Origin of the sequence: Mesorhizobium sp. M7A.F.Ca.US.006.04.2.1, assembly GCF_004022915.1 — a bacterium.
Classification (GTDB): domain Bacteria; phylum Pseudomonadota; class Alphaproteobacteria; order Rhizobiales; family Rhizobiaceae; genus Mesorhizobium; species Mesorhizobium ciceri.
In genome coordinates, this window is record NZ_RZQA01001141.1 from 1 (window position 1) to 1,573 (window position 1,573).

A 1,573-nucleotide genomic window follows, 5' to 3' on the forward strand; every position below is an offset into this window, starting at 1 on the left:
GTGGATCAGATAAAGCAGGATCGGCGCGAAGATATAATACTGCTCTTCCACCGAAAGCGACCATGTGTGCAGGAGCGGCCGCAGTTCTGCGTCGATGGAGAAATAGTTCATCGTTCTCCAGAAATAGATATTCGACCAGAAGGTCGAGGCGGCGATCACGCTAAGGCTGAATTCGTGGAGATCCGAAGGCAGAAGGATGAACCAGGCGGCAATGCTCGCGAGCAGGATGACGAAGGTCAGCGCCGGCAGGATGCGCCGGGCGCGGCGCCAGTAGAAGCGGCCGATCGAGAACTGGCCCCGCTCAAGATCATCGAGCAGGCTGCCGCTGATCAGATAGCCCGATATGACGAAGAAGATGTCGACACCGGTGAAGCCGCCAGGAATGGCGGACACGCCGAAATGGAAGAGCACGACGGGCAGCACCGCAACGGCCCGCAGGCCGTCGATGTCGCGCCGGTAGTTCATCCGGCCGGCTCGCGCGCGACCACCATGATCCGTGCGGCCGCACCCGACACGCTCATGCGGCGATGCCTTCGGTCGTGCTGAAAATCCCGGCTCGTCGATCTCACAGGCTTACCCTCAGGCAGCAATTTTGCTGCGCTGCAACATGGGTGTCAAGGCATATATTGGCTGTCGCGAAATCCGCCAGGAACGCACAGGATCAGGCGCCGGGCAGATAGATTACCGCGTAATCGTCCGAGTAGGCCCGTTTCCAGCCCAACTGGTCGAAGAAGGGAATCCGGCTGTCGTCGGCCGACAGCAGCGCCCAATCTATTGCGTATTTCTTCAGGCGGGCTTCGAGGAGCGGCTTGCCGTCTCCGCGTCCGGTGTCGTTGTCGCTCTTTGTGAAGCCGCCCAGGAACAGCTGGTCCGTCCGTCCGTCGATATAGGTCTTGAACCCGTGGAAAATCAGCGTGCCGCCGAAATTGTAGGAATTCAGCACATTACCGGACAGATGATGGCTTTCGGCGAATGCCAGCGCCCCGCTGGCCGACGTCTTCGGGCTCGGCGTGACCTGATAGGCGCTGCCGAGCACGGCGACCGCGCCGATCAGCAGAACGGCTGCCGTGCCGCAGATGGCGTAGAACCGTCTGGCTAAGAATCTCTCCAGCCCGTCGCGCTTTTCGGCCAGCCATGCGGTGGCTGAAAGCGAGGGATATTGCTGTGCGACTTCGACCGCGATCACCAAGGGGACCAACAGGAAGAACAGATACATGAAACGCACATGGGCGAGATAGACATGCAGGGTGAAGACGACGAACAACGCCTTGGCCCAGCCAATTCGCAACCGGGACACCAGAAGCCCGAAAAGTCCGAGCAGCATCGCCACTTCCTGGACAGGGCTGTCCGGCGGATTGAACGGTTTCCATTCCATGATCAGCGACACCGCCTCATTGCCGTAGGCCACGGCGAGCGTCGCGAGGATGGCCTGGACGCCATAGGGGTGGATCAGGCTCACCAGCGGGCAAAGCAGGCCGAACGCGATCCACTTCGCCAGCAGGGACGGTTTCGACAGGCCCGTGCGCGCCAGCAGATCGAGACCGGCGAAAGCCGCGATGACGAAGCTCAAGGT

At 60.8% G+C, this 1,573-nt stretch carries 1 protein-coding gene and 1 pseudogene; both read right to left on the minus strand.

The annotated features are described in order from the left end of the window. A partial coding sequence (locus tag EN925_RS35175; RefSeq protein ID WP_164894634.1) for an acyltransferase occupies window positions 1-465 on the minus strand: 465 nt, incomplete at its 3' end. A 196-nt stretch (window positions 466-661) separates the two neighbouring features. Then, a pseudogene (locus tag EN925_RS35180) lies at window positions 662-1,573 on the minus strand (hypothetical protein); the annotation flags it as partial.